General features: G+C 59.0%; 20 protein-coding genes. 11 read left to right on the plus strand and 9 right to left on the minus strand.

Annotation, left to right across the window (positions count from 1 at the left end; all coding sequences use genetic code 11):
• Positions 1 to 57 precede the first annotated feature (57 nt).
• The 4 genes from mnmC to KP808_RS18600 all read left to right on the plus strand — a co-directional run bounded on the left by mnmC (position 58) and on the right by KP808_RS18600 (position 6,432).
• On the plus strand, positions 58 to 2,040 hold the full coding sequence (mnmC, locus tag KP808_RS18585; protein WP_230016642.1) for a bifunctional tRNA (5-methylaminomethyl-2-thiouridine)(34)-methyltransferase MnmD/FAD-dependent 5-carboxymethylaminomethyl-2-thiouridine(34) oxidoreductase MnmC: 1,983 nt from the start codon (positions 58 to 60) through the stop codon (positions 2,038 to 2,040).
• Between the two features lie 174 nt (positions 2,041 to 2,214).
• Positions 2,215 to 2,883: an ABC transporter ATP-binding protein gene (locus KP808_RS18590; RefSeq protein ID WP_230016643.1), complete on the plus strand. Its 669-nt coding sequence runs from the start codon at positions 2,215 to 2,217 to the stop codon at positions 2,881 to 2,883.
• Positions 2,883 to 5,363: an ABC transporter permease gene (locus KP808_RS18595; protein ID WP_230016644.1), complete on the plus strand. Its 2,481-nt coding sequence runs from the start codon at positions 2,883 to 2,885 to the stop codon at positions 5,361 to 5,363. The genes KP808_RS18590 and KP808_RS18595 overlap by 1 nt, the downstream gene beginning before the upstream one ends.
• Complete coding sequence (locus tag KP808_RS18600) at positions 5,353 to 6,432, plus strand: lipocalin-like domain-containing protein (protein ID WP_230016645.1); 1,080 nt, start codon at positions 5,353 to 5,355, stop codon at positions 6,430 to 6,432. Before KP808_RS18595 ends, KP808_RS18600 begins: the two co-directional genes overlap by 11 nt.
• A 16-nt stretch (positions 6,433 to 6,448) precedes the next feature.
• Here KP808_RS18600 and KP808_RS18605 read toward each other — a convergent pair whose 3' ends face one another.
• Positions 6,449 to 6,853: a type II toxin-antitoxin system HicB family antitoxin gene (locus tag KP808_RS18605; RefSeq protein WP_024661723.1), complete on the minus strand. Its 405-nt coding sequence runs from the start codon at positions 6,851 to 6,853 to the stop codon at positions 6,449 to 6,451.
• Between the two features lie 35 nt (positions 6,854 to 6,888).
• Positions 6,889 to 7,071, minus strand: coding sequence for a type II toxin-antitoxin system HicA family toxin (locus KP808_RS18610; RefSeq protein WP_003434313.1), 183 nt, complete (start codon positions 7,069 to 7,071; stop codon positions 6,889 to 6,891).
• Between the two features lie 283 nt (positions 7,072 to 7,354).
• Here KP808_RS18610 and KP808_RS18615 point away from each other — a divergent pair, with 283 nt between their 5' ends.
• The 4 genes from KP808_RS18615 to KP808_RS18630 all read left to right on the plus strand — a co-directional run bounded on the left by KP808_RS18615 (position 7,355) and on the right by KP808_RS18630 (position 12,451).
• Entirely contained in the window at positions 7,355 to 9,127 is a 1,773-nt protein-coding gene (locus KP808_RS18615) for an N-acetylglutaminylglutamine amidotransferase (RefSeq protein WP_230016646.1), read from the plus strand.
• Between the two features lie 3 nt (positions 9,128 to 9,130).
• Positions 9,131 to 10,879 carry an N-acetylglutaminylglutamine synthetase gene (gene ngg, locus KP808_RS18620; protein WP_054071106.1) on the plus strand — a complete coding sequence of 583 codons (1,749 nt, stop codon included), beginning with the start codon at positions 9,131 to 9,133 and terminating at the stop codon, positions 10,877 to 10,879.
• An 80-nt stretch (positions 10,880 to 10,959) separates the two neighbouring features.
• Positions 10,960 to 12,156 carry an osmoprotectant NAGGN system M42 family peptidase gene (locus KP808_RS18625; protein WP_002552559.1) on the plus strand — a complete coding sequence of 399 codons (1,197 nt, stop codon included), beginning with the start codon at positions 10,960 to 10,962 and terminating at the stop codon, positions 12,154 to 12,156.
• Positions 12,157 to 12,223: 67 nt separating this feature from the next.
• Positions 12,224 to 12,451 (plus strand): YheU family protein, encoded by a 228-nt coding sequence (locus KP808_RS18630; protein ID WP_003314533.1) that lies wholly within the window; start codon positions 12,224 to 12,226, stop codon positions 12,449 to 12,451.
• Between the two features lie 47 nt (positions 12,452 to 12,498).
• On the opposite strand, the gene csrA is transcribed toward KP808_RS18630, so the two are convergent.
• From csrA to KP808_RS18650, 4 genes are all read right to left on the minus strand, one after another.
• Positions 12,499 to 12,693, minus strand: coding sequence for a carbon storage regulator CsrA (csrA, locus tag KP808_RS18635; protein ID WP_002552557.1), 195 nt, complete (start codon positions 12,691 to 12,693; stop codon positions 12,499 to 12,501).
• 170 nt (positions 12,694 to 12,863) lie between these two features.
• Positions 12,864 to 13,196 (minus strand): YnfA family protein, encoded by a 333-nt coding sequence (locus tag KP808_RS18640; RefSeq protein WP_011168084.1) that lies wholly within the window; start codon positions 13,194 to 13,196, stop codon positions 12,864 to 12,866.
• A gap of 337 nt (positions 13,197 to 13,533) precedes the next feature.
• A complete protein-coding gene (locus KP808_RS18645) occupies positions 13,534 to 14,349 on the minus strand; it encodes an SDR family oxidoreductase (RefSeq protein WP_230016647.1) in 816 nt (271 codons plus the stop codon).
• A gap of 103 nt (positions 14,350 to 14,452) precedes the next feature.
• A complete protein-coding gene (locus tag KP808_RS18650; RefSeq protein ID WP_230016648.1) occupies positions 14,453 to 14,830 on the minus strand; it encodes a DUF2784 domain-containing protein in 378 nt (125 codons plus the stop codon).
• Positions 14,831 to 15,144: 314 nt separating this feature from the next.
• Between KP808_RS18650 and KP808_RS18655 the strand changes: the two genes are divergently transcribed.
• Complete coding sequence (locus KP808_RS18655; protein WP_002552554.1) at positions 15,145 to 15,303, plus strand: DUF3309 family protein; 159 nt, start codon at positions 15,145 to 15,147, stop codon at positions 15,301 to 15,303.
• Positions 15,304 to 15,408: 105 nt separating this feature from the next.
• Here the strand turns inward: KP808_RS18655 and KP808_RS18660 are convergent, their stop codons facing one another.
• The 3 genes from KP808_RS18660 to KP808_RS18670 form a co-directional block, all read right to left on the minus strand.
• Entirely contained in the window at positions 15,409 to 17,067 is a 1,659-nt protein-coding gene (locus KP808_RS18660) for a cation acetate symporter (protein ID WP_058400151.1), read from the minus strand.
• Entirely contained in the window at positions 17,064 to 17,375 is a 312-nt protein-coding gene (locus KP808_RS18665; RefSeq protein ID WP_002552552.1) for a DUF485 domain-containing protein, read from the minus strand. The genes KP808_RS18660 and KP808_RS18665 overlap by 4 nt, the downstream gene beginning before the upstream one ends.
• Before the next feature lie 236 nt (positions 17,376 to 17,611).
• On the minus strand, positions 17,612 to 18,466 hold the full coding sequence (locus KP808_RS18670) for a glycine betaine ABC transporter substrate-binding protein (RefSeq protein ID WP_002552551.1): 855 nt from the start codon (positions 18,464 to 18,466) through the stop codon (positions 17,612 to 17,614).
• Between the two features lie 1,173 nt (positions 18,467 to 19,639).
• On the opposite strand from KP808_RS18670, the gene KP808_RS18675 reads away from it, so the two are divergent.
• Together KP808_RS18675 and KP808_RS18680 are read left to right on the plus strand one after the other, a co-directional pair.
• Positions 19,640 to 20,938 (plus strand): serine protein kinase PrkA, encoded by a 1,299-nt coding sequence (locus KP808_RS18675; RefSeq protein ID WP_005733991.1) that lies wholly within the window; start codon positions 19,640 to 19,642, stop codon positions 20,936 to 20,938.
• A complete protein-coding gene (locus KP808_RS18680) occupies positions 20,931 to 21,743 on the plus strand; it encodes an MlaA family lipoprotein (RefSeq protein WP_230016649.1) in 813 nt (270 codons plus the stop codon). The genes KP808_RS18675 and KP808_RS18680 overlap by 8 nt, the downstream gene beginning before the upstream one ends.
• Positions 21,744 to 21,758 lie beyond the last annotated feature (15 nt).

Below are 21,758 nucleotides of genomic sequence, written 5' to 3' on the forward strand. Positions count from 1 at the left end.
CGCACTTTTATCCTCGCACACGGCTAAAATGCGCCCACTGCCACCGCTGAGCCTGACATGACCATTACCCGCCAAGCCCGGATAGACTGGGACGAACAAGGCAACCCGCGTTCCCGCGATTTCTCCGATGTCTACTTTTCCACAGAGTCCGGCCTGCACGAGACGCGCCATGTGTTTCTGGTGCAGAACGACCTGCGTCGGCGTTTCAGCGAGCTGCCGGACGACGGCAGGCTGATCATTGGTGAAACCGGATTCGGCACCGGGTTGAATTTCCTCTGTGCCTGGCAGTTGTTCGACGAGTGCGCGCCCGCCAATGCGCGCCTGCAGTTCGTCAGCGTCGAGAAATACCCATTGAGCCGCGCCGACCTGCAGCGTGCCCTGGCGTTGTGGACGGAGCTGTCAACGTTCGCCCGGCAATTGCTCGACCATTACGTAGCCGTGCACGAAGGCTTTCAGCGCCTGATATTCGATAACGGCCGCGTGACCCTGACCCTGCTGATTGGCGATGCGCTGCAGATGCTGCCGCAGTTGGATGGGCAGATTGATGCGTGGTTTCTCGACGGGTTTGCGCCAGCGAAAAACCCGGAGATGTGGACCCCCGAGCTGTTTGCCGAACTGGCGCGCCTGTCCACATCGAGCACCACGATTGGCACCTTCACCAGCACCGGCTGGGTGCGCCGCTCGCTGAACGCAGCAGGCTTCAAAATGAAGCGGGTGCCGGGCATCGGCCATAAATGGGAAGTGCTGCGCGGCACGTTTATCGCCTGGCCAGAGGACGTGGCGCACCCGGCTGCTGCCAAGCCCTGGTTCGCCCGCCCCGCTCCGACTGGCGGCGAGCGCAAGGCACTGGTAATCGGTGCTGGGCTGGCAGGCTGCGCCACCGCGCAGAGCCTGGCGCAGCGGGGTTGGCAGGTCAGCCTGCTGGAGCGCCACGCCGCACCCGCGCAGGAAGCATCCGGCAATCCGCAGGGCGTGCTGTACCTGAAGCTATCGGCGCATGGCACAGCGCTTTCACAGTTGATCCTCAGCGGTTTTGGCCACACGCGAAGGCTGCTTGAACGCTTGCAGCGCGGAGTCGACTGGGACGCTTGCGGGGTGCTGCAACTGACCTTAGATGACAAGGAAGCGCTGCGTCAGAAACAGCTGGCCGATGCCTTCCCCGAATCTCTCCTGCACCTGCTCGACCAACCGGCGGCCGAGGCGCAAAGCGGCGTTGCGCTGAACAGTGGCGGGCTGTTTTACCCCGAGGGCGGCTGGGTTCATCCGCCTGCGCTGTGTCACGCACAGGCCGCGCACGCCAATATCCGTCTGATCGCTCATCAGCAGGCATTGGAGCTGAGACGCGTCGATGATCAGTGGCAGGTCTGGAGTGACGAACAGTTGATCGACAGTGCTCCGGTCGTGGTGCTGGCCGGGGCAGCTGATATCCAGCAGTTTTCGCAGAGCGCCGACTTACCGCTCAAACGCATCCGCGGGCAGATCACCCGTTTGCCGCAGACTCAGGCCAGCACGGCATTGCGCAGCGTGGTGTGCGCCGAGGGTTATGTGGCTCCGGCGCGTCTAGGCGAACATACGCTCGGGGCCAGTTTCGATTTCAACAGCACCGATCTGACGCCGAACCTGGCCGATCATCTGGACAATCTGGGGCTGTTGCGGGAGATTTCCGAAGACCTCACTTCGCGCCTCGAGACCGCCGATTTGTCGCCCGAGCAATTGCAGGGTCGCGCAGCCTTTCGCTGTACCAGCCCGGATTACCTGCCCATCGTCGGTCCGCTGGCCGACCGCGAGGCGTTCATGCAGACCTATGCCGCGCTGGGCAAGGACGCACGTCAGGTTCCGGACATCGCCTGCCCGTGGCTGGACGGCCTGTACGTCAACAGCGGCCACGGTTCGCGCGGGCTTATCACCGCGCCGCTGTGTGGCGAACTGATCGCCGCCTGGCTCGATAACGAACCCCTGCCCTTGCCGCGTAGCGTTGCCGAAGCCTGTCACCCCAACCGGTTTGCCCTGCGCGGGTTGATTCGCGGCGGCGGGAAGTAGCTTTATGATTGTCGTTCGGGAATGCTGGTCGCGACGCTCTGCGTAGCAAAGAGGACGCAGAGCGTCCTGAACGGCATGACGACGCGGAGCGTCGCACGATAGCTGATATCTGGTCGCGACGCGCTTGCGCTCAGGCGTTACTCTTGAGTTTCTGTCAGAACGATTGGGCCGCTCATGCTGCAAGTGCGAAACGTATTCAAGCGCTACACCACGGCACAGGGGCCGCTGGATGTCTTGCGTGGTGTCGATCTGCATCTGGCACAGGGCGAAAGCCTGGCGTTGATGGGCGAATCCGGCAGTGGCAAAAGCACCTTGCTGCATCTGGTCGCGGGCCTGGATCAGGTCGACGATGGCAGCATCGAGGTTGCAGGCCAGCGTCTGGACCTGATGAACGAAAGCCAGCTGGCCAACTGGCGGCGTACCGAGATCGGTCTGGTGTTTCAGCAGTTCAACCTGATCGGCAGCCTGAAAATAGCTGACAATCTGGCGTTCCAGGCACGACTGGCCGGGCGATTCGATGCGCTCTGGCAGACGCACTTGATCGAGCGTCTGGGTCTGGGCACGCTGCTGAATCGCTATCCCGAACAGCTCTCCGGCGGACAGCAGCAACGAGTGGCGATAGGCCGCGCCCTCGCTTCTCGACCCGGCCTGCTGCTGGCTGACGAGCCCACCGGCAATCTCGACGAGACCACCAGCGACGAAGTGCTGCAACTGCTGCTGGATGTGCTCGCCGACAGCCCCACTAGCCTGTTGATGGTCACCCACAGCCCGCGCGTCGCACAGCGCCTGTCGCGTAAAGTGGTACTGCATATGGGGAGTCTGGCTGACGAAGGCGAGCGCTGATGCGGGTTTTCTACTGGACCCTGCGCGCATTGCTGAGCCATTGGCGCCGTCATCCGGTGCAGTTTTTCAGTGTGCTGACCGGCTTGTGGCTGGCCACCGCGCTGCTTACCGGTGTGCAGGCGCTCAATAGCCAGGCGCGGGAAAGCTACCAGCGCGCCAGCCAGTTGATTGGCGGCGAGCCGCAGACCCATATTACGGCCAGCAGCGGCGGGCTGTTCCCGCAGGCATTGTTTATCGAGTTGCGCCGCGAAGGCTGGCCCGTATCGCCCATGCTGCAAGGCCGTATCGTGCTTCAAGGGCGCGAAGACCGTCGCCTGCAACTGATGGGTATCGAGCCGGTGACTTTGCCGACCGGCTCGCCACTGGCCGGGCAGACGCTGAACGCCGAACAGGTCGTGGACTTCCTCACGCCGCCGGGCATGACCTGGATTGCGCCGCAAACCCTGCAAGCGCTGGGGCTCGAAGAAGGCCAGCAGCCGTTGACCGAAACCGGTGTTCCGCTGCCCCCCTTGCACGCCAAACCCGACATGGCGCCCGGCGTTTTACTGACTGACATAGGCTTTGCGCAACCGTTGCTGGGCCAGCCGGGGCAATTGTCCGGAATGCTGCTGGCCAAGGATTTTGCCCGGCAGAACCCTGCGCTACCGGCAGCCCTGAATGACCTGCTGGTGATCAAGAAAAGCGGCGAAGAAAACAATCTGGAGCGCCTCACCGAAAGCTTCCACCTGAATCTGAATGCGCTCGGGGTGCTGTCCTTCATCGTCGGCCTGTTCATTGTCCACGCGGCCATTGGCCTGGCCCTCGAGCAGCGCCGTGGGCTGTTGCGTAACTTGCGTGCCTGTGGCGTCAGTGCACGTCTGTTGATAGCTGCGCTGGGCGTGGAGCTAGGTGCGCTGGCCCTGTTGGGCGGTATTTTTGGCGTGGTCAGCGGCTACTTGCTGGCCAGCCTGTTATTGCCGGATGTCGCGGCCAGTCTGCGCGGCTTGTACGGCGCGGAAGTCGCCGGCCAGTTGAACCTCAGTCTGTGGTGGTGGCTGAGCGGTATCGGCCTGAGTCTGCTTGGCGCGTTGCTGGCCGGTGCCAATAGCCTGTTGCGGGCTGCGCGCCTGCCGTTGCTGGCACTGGCCGATGCCCAGGCATGGCAGCAAGCGCATGCGCGATGGTTGCAGCGCCAGGCGTGGGTGGCGGTGCTGGGCGCGTTGGTGGGCGTGAGCGCGCTGTTATTCGGCACCAGTCTGATGCTGGGGTTTGTGATGATGTCCGCGCTGCTGCTCAGTGCCGCGCTGGCCCTGCCGGTTTTGCTGGACACCATGCTTGGCGGTCTGTTGACGCGCAGCCGCTCGGTGCTCGGGCAGTGGTTTCTGGCGGATTGCCGTCAACAGTTGCCCGCCCTGAGTCTGGCGCTGATGGCCCTGCTGCTGGCGATGGCCGCGAACATCGGCGCAGGCAGCATGACGTCGGGTTTTCGTCAGACGTTCAACAGTTGGCTGGAGCAACGCCTGACCGCCGAACTGTATGTCAGCCCGCAGAATCCGGAACAGGCCGGGCCGCTGAACACCTGGCTGAGCCAGCAACAGGATATCCGCGCCGTGCTGCCCAACTGGCAAGTGCCGGTGCAAGTTCAGGGCTGGCCAGCGGACCTGTTTGGCGTTATCGATCACGACACCTATCGCCAGCATTGGGCGTTGCTGGAATCCGTCGCCGGTGATCCGTGGAATCTGTTGCGCGATGAAGACACAGTCATGCTCAGCGAACAGTTAGCACGCCGCCTTCAACTGGGGCTGGAAGATACGCTGAACATCCCGGTGCCCACTGGCAAATGGACCCCACGCATCGTCGGGATCTATGCCGACTATGGCAACCCCAAGGGCCATCTGCTGGTCAACTCCCGGCACCTGCTCGCGCACTGGCCGCAATCGATGCCGGTGCGTTTCAACCTGAGAGTCGATCAGGCGGCAATCCCCTCACTGGTCACCCGGCTGCAAGAGCGTTTCAAGCTGGACGACAATCACATCATCGATCAGAGCCAGCTCAAGGGGTGGTCGAGCCAGGTCTTTGAACGTACATTTGCCGCCACTGCCGCACTCAACAGCCTGACACTGGGCGTGGCTGGCGTGGCGCTGTTCATCAGCCTGCTGACTCAAAGCCAGAGCCGCCTGGGGCAGCTCGCCCCATTGTGGGCGCTGGGTGTCACGCGACGGCAACTGATGCTGCTCAACCTGGGACAGACCTGGCTGCTGGCGGTCCTGACACTGGTGCTCGCGCTACCACTGGGGCTGTTACTGGCCTGGTGCCTGGATGCGGTGATCAACGTTCGCGCCTTTGGCTGGCGCCTGCCGCTGCAGGTGTTCCCGCTGCAACTGCTGCAATTGATGGCGCTGGCGATGCTGGCGACTTTGCTGGCCTCGGCCTGGCCGTTGCTGAGGCTGTACCGTAGCCGTCCAGCGGATCTAATCAGGACATTCGCCAATGAACAGTAAATGGCTGATGCCGCTGGTCGTCGCAGTGCTGCTCACCGCCTGCGACGACAAACCGCAACCTGAAAGCGGTTTCGCCGGTCTGGGCAATACGGCCGACAGCTATGCGCAGGTGACACCCGGCAAGGTCTTTTCATTCCCGCAGGACCACGGCCAGCACCCCGGCTTTCGTATCGAGTGGTGGTACATCACCGCCACCCTCAAGGACGACGCGGGCCAGCAGTTCGGCGTGCAGTGGACGTTGTTTCGCAATGCCCTGCGACCCGGCCAACAGACCGGCAGCGGGTGGAATGACGGCACGATCTGGCTGGGCCATGCAGCAGCCACATCGAGCAGCGGCCATTACGTGGCAGAGCGTTACGCACGGGGTGGAGTCGACCAGGCAAACGTGACGTCGGTGCCCTTCTCGGCGTGGATCGACGATTGGGCATTCACCAGCACTGCTCAAACCGGAGACCCGCTCGCATCGATGCAACTCAAGGCAAGCGGCAAAGACTTCCGCTACAACCTGCACCTGACCTCCAGTAAGCCGCTGGTGTTGCAGGGCGAACAAGGCTACAGCCAGAAATCGGAAGCGGGCCAGGCGTCGTACTACTACAGCCAGCCATTCTTCGACGCCAAAGGCAGCGTAGTAATTGAAGGAAAAACCTATCAGGTCACCGGTAATGCCTGGCTGGACCGGGAGTGGAGCAGCCAGCCACTGACCGCCAATCAGAGCGGCTGGGACTGGTTCTCGCTGCAACTGGCAGATGGCGATCGCCTGATGCTCTATCGCATCCGCCACAAGAACGGTGCCCCCTACCTGACCGGTAACTGGATAAGCGCCGACGGCACTACCCGGATGCTGCACGCCAACGAGATCAGCCTGGAGCCATTAAAGGAAACCGTGATCGGCGAGCATAAAGTGCCCACCCGCTGGAGAGTCAGGGTCCCCGGCAAAAACCTGGACATCACCACCGATGCGCTGAACCCGGCCGCCTGGATGGGCGTGAGCATTCCCTACTGGGAGGGGCCGGTGAGGTTCAGCGGGAGTCAGGAAGGCGTGGGGTATCTGGAGATGACCGGGTATTGAGCACTCCGATTAGCCGTCATGCCCGGCCCAGTTTTTCCAGCGCCGCGTCGGCCAGGAAGGTGGAACGACTCTTGATGCTGTGATCCCGTACATAGCGATCGATCTGCTTGATCACGAAACCAGGCAGTGTGACGTTGACCTTCTCCGTCTTACCAAGATAAGGCGTTACGTCAATCTCGATCATGCCCCAGCCCATTCCGGCGAAATCGGCATTCCTGGCGTGCTCGGCAACAGTGCCGGCCTTGGGTATGGTTCCACCACCAGCTGCTATTTCCTGAAGCATGATATGAGCAATCTCCACCGCCGCGGCGTGGGCTTCCTCGAACGTATCGCCTGCGGTTACGGCACCTGGGATATCGGGAATCTGGATACCAAACGCCGTGGTTTCGCTTCCCCATTCTATGCACATTGGATATTTCATTTTTTTCTCCAAAAGGGTATCAGGGCAAAACTGGACTAAACCAGCCCGGCAAGCTTTTTGATGGCCCGCACCGTTCCGAATGGCAAGTCTTTCTTGGGATGCGGCACGGGGACTGTCTGAAGTTTTTCAGGATGCTTGAACATATGGTGACTGCCTGAAACACGATCCAGAATCCATCCATCTGCTTCAAGCTCCTTTATCAATTGCCTGCTCTGCACCCCCACCTCCAGTCATTCGACTTAAAGAATATAACCCTGGGCGCATGTTAAGACAATACAAAAACGGCACCCAGAGTTATCTTTTTTATTCCTTCACAACTTATTTCGCGAAGACTAGCCTGTGGTTGCCTGGCTCGACGAGGGAGCCAGCCAATGCAGCCAAACCCGCTGAAAACAAACTCTTATAACTTTTTGATCTAAAACTACCATGCCCTCACTGGGTCAGTTTCTGGGTGACTGCACTTTCTCAGTCACCTCCCCAACGGAAACCCGGTAAGGACTTATGTGCGGATTAGCAGGTGAACTTCGTTTTGACCATCAACCAGCGGACCTAGCCGCTGTTGAACGCATTACCCATGAGCTGGCGCCTCGCGGCCCGGATGCGTGGGGGTTTCACAGCCAGGGGCCGGTTGCCCTTGGTCATCGCCGTCTGAAAATCATGGACCTGTCGGATGGCTCGGCGCAGCCTATGATCGACAGTCATCTGGGCTTGTCCATGGCCTTCAACGGTGCGATTTACAACTTCCCGGAATTGCGTGCCGAGTTGGAAAGCCTTGGCTATCAGTTCCATTCCGGTGGCGACACCGAGGTGTTGCTCAAGGGCTATCACGCCTGGGGCGCAGACATGCTGCCCAAGCTCAATGGCATGTTCGCCTTTGCCATCTGGGAGCGTGACAGCAAGCAGTTGTTCATCGCCCGTGACCGTCTCGGCGTAAAGCCGTTGTACCTGTCGAAAACCGACAAGCGCCTGCGCTTCGCGTCTTCGCTGCCAGCCCTGCTCAAGGGTGGTGATATCAGCGGAATGCTTGATCCAGTGGCGCTCAACCATTACCTCAACTTCCACGCCGTGGTGCCCGCACCGCGCACGCTGTTGGCGGGCGTCGAGAAGTTGCCGCCAGCCAGCTGGATGCGCATCGACGCCAGCGGCAAGGTCGAGCAGAAAGTCTGGTGGACCCTGCCTTACGGTCCTCATGAAGACGAGAAAAACCTCACGCTCGAAGACTGGCGCGACCGCGTACTGGACAGTACCCGTGAAGCGGTGGCGATCCGTCAGCGCGCTGCGGTGGATGTCGGCGTGCTGCTTTCCGGCGGTGTCGACTCCAGCATGCTGGTCGGCCTGTTGCGGGAAGTGGGGGTCGAAGACCTGTCGACCTTCTCTATCGGCTTTCAGGATGCCGGTGGCGAGCGTGGCGACGAATTTCAGTATTCCGACCTGATCGCCAAGCATTACGGCACACGCCACCACCAGTTGCGTATTCAGGAAAGCGAGATCATCGAGCAGTTGCCTGCGGCGTTCCGCGCCATGAGCGAGCCGATGGTCAGCCACGATTGCATCGCCTTCTACCTGCTGTCGCGTGAAGTGTCCAAACATTGCAAGGTGGTACAGAGCGGCCAGGGCGCTGACGAACTGTTCGCCGGTTACCACTGGTACCCGCAAGTGGACGGCGCGAGCGACCCGGTTGCGGCCTACCGCGATGCGTTTGTCGACCGCAGCTACGCCGAATACGCCGAGACGGTGCAGCCGAAGTGGCGCACAGCCAACGACGCAGCCGGTGATTTCGTTCGCGATCATTTCGCCCAACCCGGCGCCAGCGCGGCGGTCGATAAGGCTTTGCGCCTGGACAGTACGGTGATGCTGGTCGATGACCCGGTCAAACGAGTCGACAACATGACCATGGCCTGGGGCCTGGAAGCGCGTACGCCGTTCCTTGACTACCGTCTGGTCGAACTGTCGGCTCGCATCCCGGGGAAATTCAAGCTGCCCGACGGTGGCAAGCAGGTGCTGAAAGAAGCTGCGCGTCTGGTCATTCCTTCGGAAGTGATCGACCGCAAAAAGGGTTACTTCCCGGTTCCCGGCCTCAAGCACCTGCAGGGCGACACCCTTAACTGGGTGCGCGAACTGCTGACCGACTCCAGTCAGGAGCGCGGCCTGTTCAATCCGGCCATGGTCGATAAGTTGCTGACCAACCCCGAGGGCCAGCTCACGCCATTGCGCGGCTCCAAGCTGTGGCAACTGGCAGCGCTGAACCTGTGGCTCAGCGAACAGGGACTGTGATCGATGAAACAGAACGCGACGACTTATAGCCAGCGCCTGTTGCGCGGCCAGTCGCCCTCGTACGAACGCCTGCAGGCACGACTCGCTGAAGACGGCAGCCAGATAGATGCAGACCCTCTGGCGCTGCATTGTGGCTGGGGACGCTTGCTGATCGGTCATACCTACCCTGATCCGGCCGCGCTGGCTCAGGACCTGCTCAACGAAAAACCCGGCGAGCGCGACATCGCCCTGTACGTGGCAGCGCCGCAACAGGTGTTGGCGCAGTCGCCGCAGCAGTTGTTTCTCGACCCGTCGGACACGTTGCGCCTGTGGTTCAGCGATTACCGCCCGGCGCACCGTGTGTTTCGCGGCTACCGCATCCGCCGTGCGCACAATGAAAACGACTGGCAGGCTATCAACAACCTGTATCTGGCGCGCGGCATGTTGCCCATCGACCCCGAGCTGCTGACCCCGCGCCACGAAGGTGGCCCGGTGTATTGGGTGGCCGAAGATGAGGGCAGCAACACGATCATCGGCAGCGTCATGGGCCTTGATCATCAGAAAGCCTTCAATGACCCGGAAAAAGGCAGCAGCCTCTGGTGCCTGGCGGTTGACCCGCAATGCACACGCCCCGGCGTGGGTGAAGTGCTGGTGCGGCATTTGATCGAGCACTTCATGAGCCGCGGTCTGAGCTACCTCGACCTGTCGGTGCTGCATGACAACGATCAGGCCAAGGCGCTGTACGCCAAGCTGAATTTCCGCAACCTGCCGACCTTCGCCATCAAGCGCAAGAACGGCATCAACGAGTCGTTATTTCTCGGCCCTGGCCCGCAGGCGGACTTCAATCCATATGCGCGAATCATCGTCGAGGAAGCCCATCGTCGTGGTATTGACGTGCAGGTGGATGACGCCGATGCCGGCCTGTTTACCCTCAGCTACGGCGGTCGACGTATCCGCTGCCGCGAGTCGTTGAGCGATCTGACCAGCGCAGTGAGCATGACCCTGTGTCAGGACAAGAGCCTGACCCATCGTGCGTTGAAGGCTGCCGGGCTGCGCTTGCCCGCGCAGCAGCGGGCAGGCAGTGCGGACGACAACCTGGCGTTTCTTGAAGAGCACGGGCAAATCGTGGTCAAGCCGCTGGATGGCGAGCAAGGCCAGGGCGTTGCCGTCGATCTACGCACCATTGAAGACGTCCAGAGCGCTATCGAGCAGGCCCGTCAGTTCGACACGCGCGTCATTCTGGAAAGCTTTCATGAAGGCCTCGATCTGCGCATCGTGGTGATCGGCTTTCAGGTGGTGGCTGCAGCGATCCGTCGTCCGGCTGAGGTCATTGGTGATGGCCGCCATACCATCAAACAGTTGATCGAGGCCCAGAGCCGTCGCCGCGCCGCCGCGACCGATGGCGAAAGCCGCATTCCGATGGACCAGGAGACCGAGCGCACAGTGCGCGAGGCCGGCTTTGACTATGCCGATATCCTGCCAATGGATCAGCGTCTGGCCGTGCGCCGCGCTGCAAACCTGCACACCGGAGGCTGCCTGGAAGATGTCACGGCCATTCTGCACCCTGTGCTCAGCGATGCAGCAGTACGTGCAGCGCGGGCGCTGGACATCCCCGTCGTCGGCCTGGACCTGATGGTGCCGGCCGCCGATCAGCCCGAGTACGTGTTCATCGAAGCCAATGAACGCGTGGGCCTTGCCAACCACGAACCGCAACCCACCGCCGAACGTTTCGTCGATCTGTTGTTTCCGCACAGCCTGCCTGTGCATATCTGATCGCAGTTGCGGACACAGGCTGCAAAAGGGCTATCAGCCCTTGCAGCCTGTGGCTTGCAACTGTTCCATAAGGAGCATCCATGACCCCTGCGAATATCCCCGATCCGGATCTGAAATACCTGCAGAAAGTTCTGTTGGAAATGCTCGCGATTCCAAGTCCGACCGGTTTTACCGACACTATCGTGCGTTATGTGGCCGAGCGTCTTGAAGAACTGGGCATCCCGTTCGAGCTGACCCGCCGCGGCACGATCCGCGCCACGCTCAAGGGCAAGCAGAACAGCCCTGACCGTGCGGTATCGGCGCACCTGGACACCATCGGTGCCAGTGTTCGGGAAGTCAAAGACAATGGCCGCCTGGCGCTGGCGGCAGTCGGTTGCTGGTCAAGCCGGTTTGCCGAAGGTAGCCGTGTCAGTGTATTCACCGACACGGGTGTGATTCGTGGCAGCGTCCTGCCGTTGATGGCGTCCGGTCATGCGTTCAACACCGCCGTGGATGAGATGCCGATCAGTTGGGATCACGTCGAGCTGCGTCTGGACGCCTACTGCACTACACGTGCCGACTGCGAATCGCTGGGCATCGGCATCGGTGACTTCGTGGCGTTCGACCCGCTGCCGGAGTTCACCGAGAGCGGACACATCAGTGCCCGTCACCTGGATGACAAGGCCGGTGTGGCGGCGCTACTTGCAGCGCTGAAATCCATTGTCGACAGCGGTGCCGAGCCGTTGATCGATTGCCACCCGCTGTTCACCATCACCGAAGAAACCGGTACGGGCGCAGCAGGCGTATTGCCCTGGGACGTAAGCGAGTTCGTCGGTATCGACATTGCGCCGGTTGCACCGGGCCAGCACTCCAGCGAGCACGCGGTGAGCGTGGCGATGCAGGACTCGGGCGGTCCGTACGACTACCATCTGTCCCGCCACTTGCTGCGTCTGGGCGTAGAGAACGAACTGCCGGTACGCCGTGACCTGTTTCGCTATTACTACAGCGATGCGCATTCAGCAGTGACGTCGGGGCACGACATCCGCACGGCCCTGCTGGCCTTCGGCTGCGACGCGACTCACGGTTATGAGCGCACGCACATCGATAGCCTGGCAGCGCTGAGCAAGCTGCTGGGTGCTTACATATTGAGCCCACCTGTGTTCGCCAGCGATGCCAAACCGGCCCAGAGTTCACTGGAGCGGTTCAGCCATCAGATCGAACATGATGCGCAGATGGAATCCGACACCCGTGTGCCACCGGTCGACAGCCTGATCGGGCAGAATCGCGAGGAAAGTTGAGGGCCTGTGAATTGCGGTGCCTGGCACCGCAGTTCTATCATCGCCGCTCATCGACACGAGAACCGCCATGCTGATCCCCTACGACCAACTGGAACCTGACACCCTCACCCGCCTGATCGAGGATTTCGTCACGCGTGAGGGCACTGACAATGGCGACGAGACGCCCCTGCAAACGCGTGTACTGCGCGTGCGTCATGCATTGACCAAGGGGCAGGCAGTGATCTTTTTCGATCTCGAGAGCCAGCAATGTCAGTTGATGCTCAAGCACGATGTGCCCAAGGAGTTTTTTGAATAACCTTGAGCGGGCCTGAATCGGGTTTTCAATGAGGCGAACAACGTCGCCTATTGAAGCGGCGTTGTCGCTTGTTGCGAAAGTTTGTTGGCAATGCGCTTGTAGACCTCGGCGCGGTGCACCTTGATGTCTTTCGGGGCATTGATCCCGAGCCTGACCTGATTGCCGTTGATACCCAGAATCTGCACGGTGATGTCATCACCGATTGAAAACGTTTCACCAATTTCCCGCGTCAGTACCAGCATTTTTCCCACCCTTCTCGTTGCTCAAAAAGGCAGGGTGCATCGCGAAACCGAGCGCTTCAATGCGCTGATGGCAAATCAGTAACGCCCTTCAAGCGCATCGGAAAAGACTGAAGGAAGGGTCTTACTTTCTAGCTGGATCTGTAGGAAATATCGCTGGCAGCTGCAGTTTTTCATGCAGCAGACCAGCGCGGCCCCAGCAGGATGATGGTGGCGCCGATCACGCAGAAAGCCAGCCCCAGCCAGTCCGTGCCCAGCGGCCTGACCCGCTCGACCAGCCCCAGCCAGGCAATCGACGCTACGATGTAAATCCCGCCATACGCCGCATAGGCCCGTCCTGCATAGGCCGCTTCCACTCGTGTCAGCAACAGCGCGAACAGTGTCAGGCTGATGAGTGCCGGAATGACCCACAGCGCGCTTTTGCCTTGGCGCAGCCATAGCCAGAAGGCATAGCAGCCGAATATCTCGAACAGGGCTGCGAGAAAGAACCACAGGTAATTGAGCACGATGGACTCGCTGAAAGGGGCTTAAAAGAGGGGCGTAACCCTATCAGAAAACAGCGCGGTCATGACCCTGATGACCTTGAACACGTCGCTCAAGAGGACGCAGAGCGTCCAGAACGGCATGCGACGCGGAGCGTCGCACGATAGTCATAGTTGAGGTTATCGTTCCGCATGCTCCAGCGTGGGAATGCAGGTCGCGACGCTCTGCGTCGCAGGAGGACGCAGAGCGTCCGGAAACGCATGCGACGCGGAGCGTCGCACGATAGTCATATCGTTCCGTACGCTCCAGCGTGGGAGCGTCGCACGATAGTGAGATGCTCGCGTCCGCTTCTGGGCGGCGTCAGGCATGCCCTTTCTGCGCCTTGGCGCGCATCTTTGCGCACATGACGGTCATTTCGTCATACATCGCCTGTGGCTGTTTGCGCTTCAGGTCCCAGGCCATTCGGCCTTCTTCGTGGGGCAGGATCATGAACTCGCCTTCGGCTACCTGCCTGAAGATGTAGTCGGCAATATCTGCGGCAGTGATCGGTGACTTCTCCAGCAGTCTGCCGATCTGCGCTTTCATGGCAGGTGTCGGGCCTCGAAACGAATCCAGCAAGTTGGTCTGAAAGAACGACGGGCAGACCACATGCACGCCGACGCCCTGATCATGCAGTTCAACCAACAGGCTTTCGGAAAGCGCTACAACCCCTGCCTTGGCGACGTTGTAATTGCTCATGGCCGGGGCCTGCATCAGCGCGGCTATCGACGCAATGTTGATGATTTTGCCTTTGCTGGCCTGCAACATAGGCAAAAACGCCTTGCAGCCTTTGACGACGCCCATCAGGTTAATTGCGATCTGCCAGTCCCAGTCTTCCAGTGACAGCTCGTTAAAGAAGCCACCCGACGCCACGCCAGCGTTGTTGACGATGATGTCGATGCCGCCCAGTCGCTCTTCACATGCCTGAGCAAACGCCGTGAGCTGACTGTAATCGCGAACATCGCAACGCTGAACGAACCCGTCACCACCCGCCTCGCGCACCAGCGTCAAGGTCTCCTGCAGACCGGCATCGTTGATGTCAGACAGCGCCAGCCGCCAGCCTTCGCGCGCCCAGCGCAGTGCAATTTCACGACCCAGACCTGAGCCGGCGCCAGTAATCATGATGCGGTTTTGCATAGCCGAGTGCCTTGTGATGTGCAGGAGTTGCCTGAGTGTAATCACAGCCGGGGCCCTATAACCCCACCATCAAGGCGCTGAATGCCTGGAGCAAACCCGCAGCTTATGAATGCCGCACGCGTGATACGAAACGCATCAATAACAGGCCGTACACCGACACATTGACCAACAGCACTATGCCCCCCAGCCACAGCTGTATGCCCGGCGTAAGCCCGGCCGGGTAGATCAGCGGAATCAGGTAATGCTCGACGAAGCCGCCGTCATATCCCTGCTCACCGGCTGTGCTGCGCAGTGTATTTTCCAGCGGTGTCAGCGGGCAATACAGGTGCAAAAACTCGACCGCAGCCCCCCACGCAACTGCCGGAACGTGCAGTAATGCCAGCCACGGCCTGCTCACTACCAGCAGACCGCCGAACAGGACGAATACGATGAACAGTAGATGAAACGCGACCACGGCATCTGCCGCCACTCGATAAAACATCTGCGTACCCTCTGCTGGACTTCAATCAGGTCACCTGTGCAAATCAGCCGAAATTTTTCACGTCGTTTAGTTCAATTATTTTTAAAACTATTTCAGGTATTTTCTGTCAATTGGAACCGAATTATTGTCCGACAAAAACACATCAAGCCCATGATTTTAATGATTTTTTAGATATGTAAGAAATTATTAAAAATAGATGAAACCTTTCTTGAGCGACCGCAGTCGGATGAATCAAGCAGGCAAATTCAATACCGTTGGGTATGAAAGTTTTTACTGCATCTGTTAACTAACTTAAATGAAAGAGGGAACTCATCATGGGCATCGGCACTATTCTTATCATCGTTCTGATTCTGTTGCTGGTTGGCGGTCTGCCGGTATTCCCGCACTCGCGCAGCTGGGGCTACGGTCCGTCGGGCATCATCGGTACTATCCTGGTGATCCTGCTGATTCTGGTATTGCTCGGCAAGATATAACCTGTTGCTTCAAGCAACAGGCAAAAGCCCCGCCTCTCCAGGCGGGGCTTTTTTATGGCCCATGAAAAAGCAGCCCGAAGGCTGCTTCATTTACTGCTTCAGCACTTAGTGCGAAACCGCGCCGCTGGCACCCAGGCCTGTTTGTGACCGGACGAATTGCGGGTAGAACAAGGCGCGCTCGCCCTCTGCCGCTTTCGACTTGTCGGTGATGGAGAAGAACCAGATACCTACGAAGGCGATGGCGATAGAAAACAGCGCCGGGTATTCGTAAGGGAAAATGGCTTTCTCGTGATGCAGGATCTGCACCCAGATGGTTGGCCCCAGGATCATCAGCACCACGGCGCTGATCAGGCCCATCCAGCCGCCAATCATGGCGCCACGGGTGGTCAGGTTTTTCCAGTACATGGAGAGCAGCAGGATCGGGAAGTTGCAGCTTGCAGCGACCGAGAACGCCAGGCCCACCATGAACGCGATGTTCTGACTTTCGAAGGCAATACCCAGAAGGATCGCCACGACCGCCAGCGCAATGGTGGTGATTTTCGAGATACGGATCTCGTCTTTCTCGTTGGCCTTGCCCGCTTTGATCACGCTGGCGTACAGGTCATGGGAGACCGCCGAAGCACCTGCCAGAGTCAGACCGGCAACCACTGCCAGAATGGTGGCGAAGGCGACTGCAGAGATGAAGCCCAGGAACAGGCTGCCACCGACCGCATCGGCCAGGTGAACCGCTGCCATGTTGTTACCGCCCAGCAAGGCACCCGCTGCATCCTTGAACGCCGGGTTGGTGCTGACCAGCAGGATCGCGCCAAAACCGATGATGAAGGTCAGGATGTAGAAGTAGCCGATGAAGCCGGTCGCGTACAGCACAGACTTGCGGGCTTCCTTGGCATCGCTCACGGTGAAGAAGCGCATCAGAATGTGCGGCAGGCCAGCAGTACCGAACATCAGCGCCAGACCCAGCGAGAACGCTGAAATCGGGTCTTTCACCAGACCGCCAGGGCTCATGATCGCTTCACCTTTAGGGTGAACCTTGATCGCCTCGGAGAACAGCATGTTGAAGTCGAAGTTAACGTGCTTCATGACCATCAGGGCCATGAACGACGCACCGGACAGCAACATGACCGCCTTGATGATCTGCACCCAGGTAGTGGCCAGCATGCCGCCGAACAATACGTAAAGGCACATCAGGATACCGACCAGTACCACCGCAACCGTGTAGTCCAGACCGAACAGCAGCTGGATCAGCTTGCCGGCACCGACCATTTGCGCAATCAGGTAGAACGCCACTACCACCAGCGAGCCGCAGGCGGACAAGGTGCGAATCTCTTTTTGCTTGAGGCGATACGACGCAACGTCGGCAAACGTGTATTTACCCAGGTTGCGCAAGCGTTCGGCGATCAGGAACAGAATGATCGGCCAGCCCACCAGGAAGCCGATCGAGTAGATCAGGCCGTCGTAACCGGAGGTGTAGACCAGTGCGGAAATACCCAGAAAGGACGCTGCCGACATGTAATCACCGGCAATTGCCAGACCGTTCTGGAAGCCGGTGATCTTGCCGCCTGCCGAGTAGTAGTCCGATGCGGTCTTGTTCTTTTTCGACGCCCAGTAAGTGATGTACAGCGTGAAGGCGACAAATACCACGAACATGATAATCGCGGCGATGTTCAGGGGTTGCTTCTGCACGGCGCCCGTCAATGCGTCTGCCGCCCAGAGAGTCGGCGCGAATGTGGCCAGGCCAAGTGCTGCTGATAGGCGCCGGATCATTGCTGAGCCTCCTTCAGGATGGCGTTGTTCAGGTCATCGAATTCGCCATTGGCACGGCGAACATAGATGGCGGTCAGCACAAACGCGGAGAGGATCAGCCCTACGCCTATCGGCATTCCCCAGGTAATGGTTGAAGTCGGACTCAACTTGGCCCCCAGAATATGGGGTCCGTACGCAATCAAAAGAATAAAGGCCGCATACAGGCCAAGCATGATCGCCGAGAGAATCCAGGCGAACCGCTCTCTTTTGGATACCAGTTCCTTGAAACGCGGGCTGTTTTGAATCGAGAGGTAAATGCTGTCGTTCATTGTTTTTGTCCTCGCAGCACAGATGAGATGTCACGTAACGCACTTTAGTCGGGTCCTGCGCGCACTCCAGACGACCTTAGTATTAGAACGACATTAGCCGCACATGAACCTCTTTGCACGGCACAGGTCCGCCATCAGTCAGCCTGTGCAGAAAATACCGTGATCCAGAAACGCCAAAGGCCGTCTGGCGATGGCACCAGACGGCCTTGAAACGGCTTTTGCAGAGGGCTGTAGAACTATTTAGCGGTCCATGCGGCTACCCGATCCGGGTGCTTGGCTACCCAGTCCTTGGCTGCAGCTTCAGGTTTGGCACCGTCCTGAATCGCCAGCATCACCTCTCCGATTTCATCCTTGGATGCCCACTGGAATTTTTTCAGGAAGGCCACGACCTCGGGGGCTTTTTTCTCCAGGCCAAGGCTGGCGACGTTGTCGACGGTTTCAGCTGCACCGTAAACGCCTTTAGGGTCTTCCAGGAAACGCAGTTTCCACTTGGCGAACATCCAGTGCGGTACCCAGCCGGTGACGACGATGGCTTTCTGCGCTTTCTCCGCACGAGTCAGTTCGGCAATCATGCCTGCTCCGGAACTCGCCTGCAGTTTGTAGCCGTCCAGACCGTAGTCCTTGATGGCCTGGTCCGTCTTGAGCATGACCCCTGAACCTGCATCGATCCCGGTGATCTTCTTGTTGAAGGAAGCATCGGTCTTGAGGTCTTCGATGGTCTTGGCTTTCACGTATTCAGGCACGATCAGGCCGATCTTGGCGTCCTTGAAGTTGGGCCCGTAGTTGACGACCTGATCCTTGTACTTGGTGTAGTACTCGCCGTGGGTGCCCGGAAGCCAGGCAGACAACATCAGGTCGAGCTTGTCGGTGGCCACGGCCTGCCACATGATCCCGGCCGCGACCGATTGCAGTTTGACGTCGTAGCCAAGCTTCTGCTTGATCACTTCGGAAGCCACGAAGGTGGTGGCGACGCTGTCGGACCAGCCTTCCACATAGCCGATGGTCAGGGTCTTGGTTTCAGCAATCGCCAGCGTGGAGCTGACAGCAAGCACCAGAGCGGCACCCGCCCCCAGTATTTTTCGCATCATCATTGTCGCTTCCCCGGAAGTCTGCACCGACGGTTGTCGGCACTGGTTAACGTTGTTTTCAAGACCGCACCCACGCCCGGCTTTGGGGCACGCTGCGCCCTGCACGTTTTGATCGCTGCCACGCGCAGTGACACGCACCGCAACGCCACCTTGATCATCGACTTGCTGCGCAAGCAGACATGCTCTGTCTGCGACACCGGGGCAACGGGAAACGACAACAACGAGCCATCAGCGACAACGCCCACCTAAAAACGTCTTGCCCGACCCTGCCTGTACCTTTCAGAACAGTTTGCGTATACGCCCCCCACACACCGATACGATCGTCGTATAGACGCAGGAGATCTGCGGCGCACCACTCTGGCTCATTCAGCAAAGGAAACAGGATGTGTTACCGCAGCCTCGTGAGCCACGCTTCGAACGGGTAACACGGAAACATTTTTAACGGCGTCAGGCCCGCATGAGCGATGCCAATAATCGTAAGCTTATGATTTAAAAGTACTTTAAAAAGTTGGCACAGCTTCTGCTATCTCTCTTGTACAACAAAAACAAGAAACGAAGCGGCAAACCAATAAGAACAAGACGTAACGGCTCTGACATAACAAGAACAAAACGGACAGAGGCGCAGCTAACAGATTTTTTTGGAGTGGATCAGCTTTACAGGGACCTTTCGGTGAAAGGCCTCGCGACCGGACAGAGAACAATAAAACTACCTTCAGGTAGCTCCCGAACCGGTGGGATCACGATGTTGTGCAGACGGGTGATTAAAGCGAGTCAGCGCTCAAAAAAATACGTTTGCTCTTGACCCCGAATGGGGGTCGCCCAACAACGCTGTAAAGGGACTGGCCATCAACAACAATAACAGGCCGCCCTACAACAATAAAAAGAGCAGGTAAAACACATTGGAGGAGAGCTACGGCTCTCCTTTGTGTTTTTCGTCCCCAGGAAGCTGCAGCGTAGCGGCATGTAGCGGCAGTCAGTCCCCCGCCTGTATGGTCAAACCGAGCCAATCTACGTCGCCTGCGAAAAATAAACCGCATAACTGCATTGCAAATTCCAAAGAACGTGTATTGTTCCGTCATAATTTACACGGTTAACCGGTGGATGCGGCACTTTGGCACTACACCTTGGTCATAGCCTGCGTATCTCATCAGCACTTCTTTCCCAAGGGATTTAGTCATGCTCCGTTTTCTGCGCTTCGCTACCGTTATAGGTGGCTTGTGTTTAAGTGCGTCCGCTCTGGCAACCACCGTCGACTCTGCCACCTATGGCTACCCGCTGACTAATCCGTTTGAAGCGACCATTGCGACCACACCGCCCGATCTGCGCCCCGATCTGCCTGACGATGAAGACATCGATCAGGACGTCTACACCCTGAACCTGCATCCCGAGCGCGAGTTCACCCTGCCGGACAACTTCTGGGCGGTAAAAAAACTGCACTATCGCCTGGCGAAGCAGGACCACGCTGCCCCGCTGATCTTCCTGATCGCCGGCACAGGCGCGCCGTATAACAGCACCATCAATGAATTCCTGAAAAAGCTCTATTACGGCGCGGGCTACCACGTCGTACAGCTGTCTTCGCCCACCAGCTACGACTTCATGAGTTCGGCATCGCGCTTTGCCACTCCTGGCGTGTCCACCGACGACGCAGAAGACATTTATCGCGTCATGCAGGCCATTCGCGCCCAGCAGGCGCAACTGCCGGTGACCGACTATTACCTGACCGGTTACAGCCTCGGCGCACTGAATGCCGCCTTCGTCAGCAAGCTGGATGAAACCCGCCGCAGCTTCAACTTCAAGAAAGTGCTGCTGCTCAACCCGCCGGTCAACCTTTACACCTCGATCAGCAACCTCGACAAACTGGTGCAGACCAACGTCAAGGGCATCAACAACACCACCACGTTCTATGAACTGGTGCTGGCCAAGCTGACCCGTTACTTCCGGCAAAAGGGTTACATCGACCTTAACGATGCACTGCTGTTCGACTTCCAGCAGTCCAAGCAGCATTTGACCAACGAGCAGATGGCGATGCTGATCGGTACCTCGTTCCGCTTCTCGTCTGCCGACATCGCGTTCACCTCGGACCTGATCAACCGCCGCGGTCTGATCACGCCACCGAAATTCCCTATTTCTGAAGGCACCAGCCTGACGCCGTTCCTCAAGCGTGCACTGCAGTGCGACTTCGATTGCTACCTGACCGAACAGGTCATTCCGATGTGGCGCGCCCGCACTGACGGCGGTAGCCTGCTGCAGCTGGTCGATCAGGTCAGCCTTTACGCCCTCAAGGATTACCTGCACAGCAACACCAAGATTGCCGTCATGCACAACGCTGACGATGTGATTCTGGGCTCGGGTGATCTGGGCTTCCTGCGCAAGACCTTCGGGGATCGTCTGACCGTTTATCCGTACGGCGGGCATTGCGGCAACCTTAATTACCGCGTCAACACCGACGCCATGCTGGAGTTTTTCCGTGGCTAAACGTCTTTTACTTCTTGCCGCTCTGCTCTGTGCCGGCACAGTCCAGGCCGCTGACGCGGATACCAGCAACAAGGCTCAGCACCCGGCCACTGTGGCCCGTCAGACCGATGCTGACGGTTTCACTCAGCCGCTGAAGTCACTGCAATTCAACCCGGGGCTGGATCAGCGTGAGTTCGAGCGCGCCTCCATCAACGCGCTGGAAGTCTACGACCCGCTGGAATCCTGGAACCGTCGGGTGTACCACTTCAACTACCGCTTTGATGAATGGGTGTTCCTGCCGGTCGTGGACGGCTATCGCTACATCACACCCGGCTTCGTGCGCAGCGGCGTGAGCAACTTTTTCAGTAATCTGGGCGACATCTCCAACCTGCTGAACAGCCTGCTGCAGTTAAAGGGCGAGCGTTCGCTGGACACCACTGGCCGTCTGCTGCTCAACACCACCATCGGCATCGCCGGTCTGTGGGACCCGGCGACCATGATGGGGCTGCCGCGCCAGAGCGAAGACTTCGGTCAGACGCTGGGCTTCTATGGTGTTCCTGCCGGCCCTTATCTGGTATTGCCATTGTTCGGCCCATCGAACCTGCGTGACACTGGCGGCATGCTGTTCGACTACACGGCTGAAAACCAGATCAATTTCCTGAACGTTGCCGAAGTCAGCGACGACCATCCGGAAATCACCGTGCTGCGTGCGATTGACCGCCGGTATGTCACCAGCTTCCGCTATGGCCAGCTGAACTCGCCATTCGAGTACGAGAAGGTGCGTTACGTCTATACCGAGTCGCGCAAACTGCAGATCGCCGAATAAGCGAAACGCAGCAAA

The organism is Pseudomonas savastanoi (assembly GCF_020917325.1).
In the GTDB taxonomy this organism is placed as follows: Bacteria; Pseudomonadota; Gammaproteobacteria; order Pseudomonadales; family Pseudomonadaceae; genus Aquipseudomonas; species Aquipseudomonas amygdali.